This window comes from Mesorhizobium sp. M1E.F.Ca.ET.063.01.1.1 (assembly GCF_003998155.1).
GTDB lineage: Bacteria > Pseudomonadota > Alphaproteobacteria > Rhizobiales > Rhizobiaceae > Mesorhizobium.
In genome coordinates, this window is record NZ_RZSC01000336.1 from 1 (window position 1) to 6,171 (window position 6,171).

The window sequence follows — 6,171 nt, forward strand, 5'->3', positions numbered from 1 at the left end:
CATATGGCGCCCCCCTCTCCGTCTCGGCTTCGCCGAGCCACCTCTCCCCCACTTTGTGGGGGCGAGGAACCCAGGCTCTCAAGGCCGCGACGTCAGCGATTAGCGTTTCCTCGCCCCCATGAAATGGGGGAGAGGTGGCCGCGCAGCGGACGGAGAGGGGGCAGCGCTGCCATATGCGATTGCCCTGCACCCCCTACAGACAAAGCGTCCGCGCTTCGGGTAAGCTTCTGCCGGGCGCTATGTCATCGAAGGGGGGATTGAGGTGAACGAAGTCAGTCCAAGGCCGATCGCGGAGATTGCCAGCTATCACGCCCATATCTACTATGACGGGCCGGCCGAGCGGCAGCAGGCCGAATGGCTGCGCCTGCGCATCGGCGAACGTTTCCGCGTGCGCCTGGGCAACTGGCGCGACGAGCCGGTCGGCCCGCATCAGCAGGCGATGTACCAGGTCTCGTTCGCCAACGAGATCTTCGCGACGCTGGTTCCGTGGCTGATGCTGAACCACGGCGGCCTGAGCATCCTCATCCACCCGAACACCACCAACCCCAAGCGCGACCACCTGGTCGACCCGATCTGGATAGGCCGCCCGCTGGCGGTGAAGGGCGATGTGCTTGGCGAGGAGGACGAGGCGGAGGAGGCGCTGGAGGTGAATACGGAGCCGACGCTGGGGGCTTAGGGGGCGGCGAAGGCTCTTCGCAGGTGTTGGTTGAGCAGCGATTGCGGGATGGTACGATCCTTTGGCGGTGGCTAAATCTCTCGCCAAATGGCGCGCCGTGCCTGCCACTTGATATATTCCAAGGGCGTCACTCCTTGTGCGCCGGTCATGAGGCGGACTGCTAACCGCTCATACTCGTCGCCCGCCTGCGCCTTAGCAATATCAAACTGGCCTTCGTGTGCGATTGAATTCCTGACTGCGTAGACGGCGCGAACCATATCCCACAGGGCGATAGCTTCGGTGGCCGATTGGGCACTGGTGCTTGTAGAACCCCCTATGTACAACGTTTTTTGGACGCCCTCTTCAACGTAGTTCCCAAACATTTCATAGGTGCCACCCGCTAGGATGTATTCGTAAACCCTGCCATGTTTGCTGTTCGTGGTTTCGGCTTTTCCGTTCGCCTTCAGAATTGGCGATCCATCTGGGTGATGGACTGGTTTGCCGCCTGGAATGCTATGTTCCGCGACAAGTTCCATCACTGACCAAAAGCGCAAAACCGCAAATCCGTATTCGGGTTCTGCGGTAGCATCCGCATAGGTGGCGACAATCAGTCGAGAAAATGGACTCGTCTCCAGTCTTGGGAGCAATCTCTCTATCAAATTGCCAGTTTCAACTGGATTGAAGTCAACAGCAAAATTGCCCCTGTAGCCGGGAAAAACGAACTCATGCCACCACCGATTCGTATCATACTGAGCAACCACATAGGCGAACGCTCTAGGCTTTTGCCCTCGGTCTATACCCAGTATGCTGAAGACACGTTGAGCGTGCTGCGCGCAGTATTTGAACGCTGCGTCGACGTTGTCGGCGACCACTTGTTCGTATGAGATAACGAATATCGGAGTTGACGCCTGAAATGATTGTTCGGTGGTCTCAATAAAGGGTAGCGGCTCAGATCCGTCGCTTTCGAGGAAGCCGTTTACAATCTCCCACATGTCGCGATGTGAAAGTCCAACTCCAAGCGGAAATATGGAAAAGCCCTCTAGCTGTTGGGATTGGTGAATCAGGCAACCGACACCGAATACGCGGACCAGGAAACGTAGTCCTTCATCCGATTCTTCCAGAGGGCTAACGATATGTGGCTTTCGAGCGAGCAAAGACCGCCGGAAAATTATGGCCTCTGCCCGCTTTGCGATTGTTTCTGGAGAAGCAGGGATTTCAATTGCAGACCGTATTTGAAAAATAACGGTAGGGGGGAAGGTAACGCTAAATTGTTGGGGGTCGACGTCTTCCCCATCGCCGTCAACCGAAAGGGTTACCCTCGCGATGCGATAGAGGCCTGGCGTCATACCTGCGGAAAGGTTCTGTTCTATTTCGAGAGATTGCTCAACTATTCTCGGTGTAGATCCAAAACCGAAGGCAAACTGGTCGCGCAGGCGATCGAGGCGAAGCATGTCTACACTAACGTTTCTCACTCTTGAAAGGTTAACGTTGGAAGAAACAGTGAACCTACAGGAAAATAGGTCTCCTAACACGTAGGAATGAGCACTTAGGATCACTAGAGTCGATTGGGCCGGAATCATATTCTTTCCTGTCTCACCTTAGTTGAGCGGTTCTCCGCAGTGTGATCGGCAGTATTGGAGTAAGGGAATGGGGAGAAAGCCTCGCGTTGATAAAGCCAGCGAATATGAGTTCGCCACTATTTGCGCAAATGCTGGCGTGTATCCACAGGTCGTCAACGAGGATGAGACAGGCTGGGACTGCCTCGTTGAATTTCCGCCGGACCCAAACTTCGTGCCGGCGGAGGCACAACCAGCTGGTCTTTCTGCATATGCACAAATAAAATCGACGATTGGTCGCTATCGCAGCACGTCAATCACCTTGTCGAACGCTCGCCGAATGGCCCAACAGGGCCATCCTTGGTTCATCGTTCTTTTCCATCGACCTGCGTCGGGTGAACGACGAATATATGCGCGTCACATTTGGGGCGATCTGATAACGGAAAGCTTGAAGGCGATACGCCTGGCAGATCTAGCGGGCGAAAAGCTTCACAAAAGAACGCTCGCGATTTCATTCGATGGTAGCGACGACCATACCGAAGACCTGGTCCAATGGATTGAGCAGACGATCATAGCGGTCGGTGTCGACTATCAAAGTAAGAAGCTAAACATCTTTCGGTCAGTTGGATATGAGGAAGGTCACGCTTCAATTAAATTCAGTTTCCAAGTTGAAAACGCGGACGAAGTTGCCAAAGTTTTTCTGGGTATTGGTGAGGTGCAAATACAAAATTTCGAGTTTGTTCCGAAGCGGTTTGGACTGCCAGACAAACGTGGCCAATTGCTCGCCGGCACCGCGACCCTAACGGCATCGCCCGCAACTTGGTATAGTTGCCAGATCAGAATTCGGGCAAAGAATAAAGACACCCCGATTGTGATACCGGGGAAGGCGGCGTTTACGACCTTTCCGAGAGGTTATGCACGCTTCAGCTCTGAGTTCTTGGACCTAGTTTGGTCAACCAGCGACAACGGCGTTCAATTCAACAGCAAAATCACAATCGAAGAGCGCCGAAGTTTAGGTGCGTTGGTGGCGCACGTCCGATTATTGACGCTTGTCACAAGCAGTGACACGGACATGCAAATTTGGGCCGGGGGCAGGCGCATCTACGGAGGTCGAGCGCGAAAAGCTGCGGACGGTCGCTGGCACCAGCTCTACCCGGTTCTGGAGTTCCTTCGTTCGCTCTCCACGGACGATGTTGAACTCTCAATTGCAGATGTGGTGCGAGCTTCGGCAGAGTTGGGCCGCTTTCAAGAGATTGCTGCCGTCAGAGGAGTAGCCTGCACTCTTGAATTTACCGATGTTGAGAGGGTTCCAGTAGGCGCGGAACGGCTGCTCTATTCCGCGCAGGTGACAGTGGGTTCAGCGACTTTTTTCGCGATTGTGGAGCGGCCGGTGATCCGTGAGGATGCGACAGGTCCGCAAAAACACTTTGCACTTGGCGACCCTCGAATCATCGAAAGCTACGCTGCAACGGGCGACGGTCTTGAGCAGCAGTTTCAGGCTGACTTCGAACGGGAGATCAACCAAAGCTTTCTTACATTGGGTGTGGCCGATATACGGCCCGCATTTGAAGGACACGAGATACGCATCTACGGGTCGCCTGGTTTTGATCGCCTCGATGCGATCAATTCCTAGGCAACTATGAATCTCCAACTGCACCGGCGCGCCAAAGTCGCAACTGATGAAGAAGAGCGCACTTTCGACCGCGCTAAACAGCGCGGCAACCATCATATGTTATTTGCTATCGATTTCACGGTGCTCAAATGATCGACCTGTGACCTGGTCGGTATTCTGATTTGTCCACCAAAATTGAAAAAAGTCATTGCGTGCGTTAAGCTTTTCCAGGATAGCAACTTCTTTTGTTTCTTCCTCGTTGTAAGGAGCCGCCAACCCATCGAGCGTCCCAGTATCACCCAAAATAACATATTCAAAGCGTTTGAGATCTGCCTTTTCGATCTCAATGTTTGACCCGGAAATGAGAAGTTTGGCGGATGGTCGAACGCCGACTCGCACAATTTCGGGTCCTACCACTTCATAGTAGGCTGGGTTTGTGCCAACGTTCGGATGAAAGTATAGATGGTTAGGTGCTACTACTGCGCATTGCAAGTCGAAGCCAATAGTAGCTACTCTGTCCGTCGTGCTTCCTCGATAGACTTTTAGAGACAGGACCTTCTCTCTAGTACTGCTCGATGTCGTCTGAAAATTGATGAATTCATCGGAGGACATCGCTATCCGGCGAAGGTCTTGCTCGTTATTTATATTGGTCAAGGGCGTGAAATAGCCATAAGCGACGTTGAGCAGATTGCGCGTGCCTGCTAAATTCCATTGTGATGACCAAAGTTCGTTGGTCCTCCTGATGTTCGCAGCCGCGGCCCGATTAGTGTGATGATATAGTCTAAGCGCGAAATCGCCGTCTGGTGTCCGTCGACAGAGCCCTGTCGCCAAGCTTGCAAGTCTTTTCGGCCCATCAAACGTACACCGATAGAGTTGGGCTCCGTCTTCGTAGTTCAAAACTCGATCCTCAGACCGGACTCTCACCAAGAGCCTTGCAAAATTGGAAGCGCGAGGTGGGCCAATGTCCAAGCTGAAATCGGCAATATGCCGATCATCCTCGACGTTAAACGCGATGAGCGGTGGCGAGAAAAAGCTTGGCAAGAAAAACCGAAGTTCACTGACCCCAATTAGTACGTCTGGGATGAGATAGGTTCTTCCTTTGCTATGAGCAAGTCGTAGTTTTATGAATCCGCTGTAGTCTCTGCGGTTGCGGTCGTCAGGCCCGATCGCAGGAGAGCTACGAACTGGTGGGCCAGCCAGATTGCTCCACGGGTGTACTGGATGTTTCAAAACGCTGATCCTTGAAATCGAATCAATATTAGTCTTGAAAGGTACCTTGCGAGGTTTGTCAAAGCCGTTTATTTAGTGAAAATGGCAAATGCATAGGTTAAGTGCGAAAGTCTGACTGTGCTACACTTTATCCGCCGCTTCCCTACATCACCCCCCCGCCAATCTCGGCAGCAGGAAAATCTCCGCCCCAGGCGGCAGCTCTTTCGACCATGTATCGCGATAGATCGTCCCGTCGATCGCGACCGCTATGCCGCGATCGATCAGGGGTTCGAAGGCGGGATACTGTTCCGAAAGTTTCCGGAACAGCTCCCTTATGTCCTTAGCCTCGATGTCGAGCTTGCTCTGGCCTCCGGCGGCGGCGCCGAGCGAGCCCCAGAGCGTGACTTCGACCATTAGCCTCAGATCCTCATTGGACCGTAGCTGAAAATCGCTTCGCGTTTTTCAGCATCAGCCTTCCCGTTCGGCCTCGAGCGCCGCCAGGATGCGCGGCGGCGACATCGGGATGTGCGTCATGCGCACGCCGACAGCGTTCGACACCGCATTGGCGATCGCCGCCAGCGGCGGCACGATCGAGGTCTCGCCGACGCCGCGCACCCCGTAGGGGTGGTTGGGGTTGGGAATCTCCAGGATCTGCGTGTCGATCATCGGCAGGTCGGAGCACACCGGGATGCGGTAGTCGAGGAAGCCGGGGTTCTGCAGCCGCCCGTCCTTGCCGTAGATATACTCCTCGTTGAGCGCCCAGCCGATGCCTTGCGCGGCACCGCCCTGGTACTGGCCCTCGACATAGGTCGGGTGCACCGCCTTGCCGGCGTCCTGCACCACCGTGTAGCGCAGCACCCTGGTCGAGCCGGTCTCGGGGTCGACCTCGATGTCGCAGATATGGGTGGCGAAGGACACGCCGGCGCCGTCGGCGACGAGCTCGCTGTGGCCGGCGATCGGCCCGCCGGTCTTGCCGGAGGAAGCCGCGATCTCCTTCAGCGACAGTTTTCCCAGATTACCGTGCTTCTCGCCCTTGGCGACCGCATGGCCCTTTTCCCAGGCGACGTCGTCGACCGGAATGTCCCACATCTGCGCCGCGCGCTCGCGCAGCACCTTGATGGCGTTGCGGGCGGCCGAGA

At 55.1% G+C, this 6,171-nt stretch carries 6 protein-coding genes; 2 read left to right on the forward strand and 4 right to left on the reverse strand.

All coding sequences use genetic code 11. The annotated features are described in order from the left end of the window. Positions 1–262: 262 nt before the first annotated feature. Complete coding sequence (locus EOA29_RS21615; RefSeq protein WP_126094489.1) at positions 263–676, forward strand: DOPA 4,5-dioxygenase family protein; 414 nt, start codon at positions 263–265, stop codon at positions 674–676. Positions 677–747: 71 nt separating this feature from the next. Here the strand turns inward: EOA29_RS21615 and EOA29_RS21620 are convergent, their stop codons facing one another. After that, positions 748–2,106 (reverse strand): hypothetical protein, encoded by a 1,359-nt coding sequence (locus EOA29_RS21620; RefSeq protein WP_126094488.1) that lies wholly within the window; start codon positions 2,104–2,106, stop codon positions 748–750. Positions 2,107–2,302: 196 nt separating this feature from the next. Between EOA29_RS21620 and EOA29_RS21625 the strand changes: the two genes are divergently transcribed. Further along, positions 2,303–3,844, forward strand: coding sequence for a hypothetical protein (locus EOA29_RS21625; protein ID WP_126094487.1), 1,542 nt, complete (start codon positions 2,303–2,305; stop codon positions 3,842–3,844). Between the two features lie 99 nt (positions 3,845–3,943). Here the strand turns inward: EOA29_RS21625 and EOA29_RS21630 are convergent, their stop codons facing one another. From EOA29_RS21630 to EOA29_RS21640, 3 genes are all read right to left on the reverse strand, one after another. Then, positions 3,944–4,720, reverse strand: coding sequence for a hypothetical protein (locus tag EOA29_RS21630; RefSeq protein WP_126094486.1), 777 nt, complete (start codon positions 4,718–4,720; stop codon positions 3,944–3,946). Positions 4,721–5,200: 480 nt separating this feature from the next. After that, on the reverse strand, positions 5,201–5,446 hold the full coding sequence (locus EOA29_RS21635; protein WP_126094485.1) for a MoaD/ThiS family protein: 246 nt from the start codon (positions 5,444–5,446) through the stop codon (positions 5,201–5,203). A gap of 54 nt (positions 5,447–5,500) precedes the next feature. Beyond that, positions 5,501–6,171 (reverse strand): molybdopterin cofactor-binding domain-containing protein (locus EOA29_RS21640; RefSeq protein ID WP_145969731.1); only part of this gene is annotated, 671 nt, incomplete at its 5' end.

What these genes read in the sequence shown, in the direction of transcription:
- EOA29_RS21620 (WP_126094488.1), bottom strand. Translation starts at nt 2,106, where the DNA reads ATGCTTCGCCTCGATCGCCTGCGCGACCAGTTTGCCTTCGGTTTTGGA.
- EOA29_RS21625 (WP_126094487.1), top strand. Translation starts at nt 2,303, where the DNA reads ATGGGGAGAAAGCCTCGCGTTGATAAAGCCAGCGAATATGAGTTCGCC.
- EOA29_RS21635 (WP_126094485.1), bottom strand. Translation starts at nt 5,446, where the DNA reads ATGGTCGAAGTCACGCTCTGGGGCTCGCTCGGCGCCGCCGCCGGAGGC.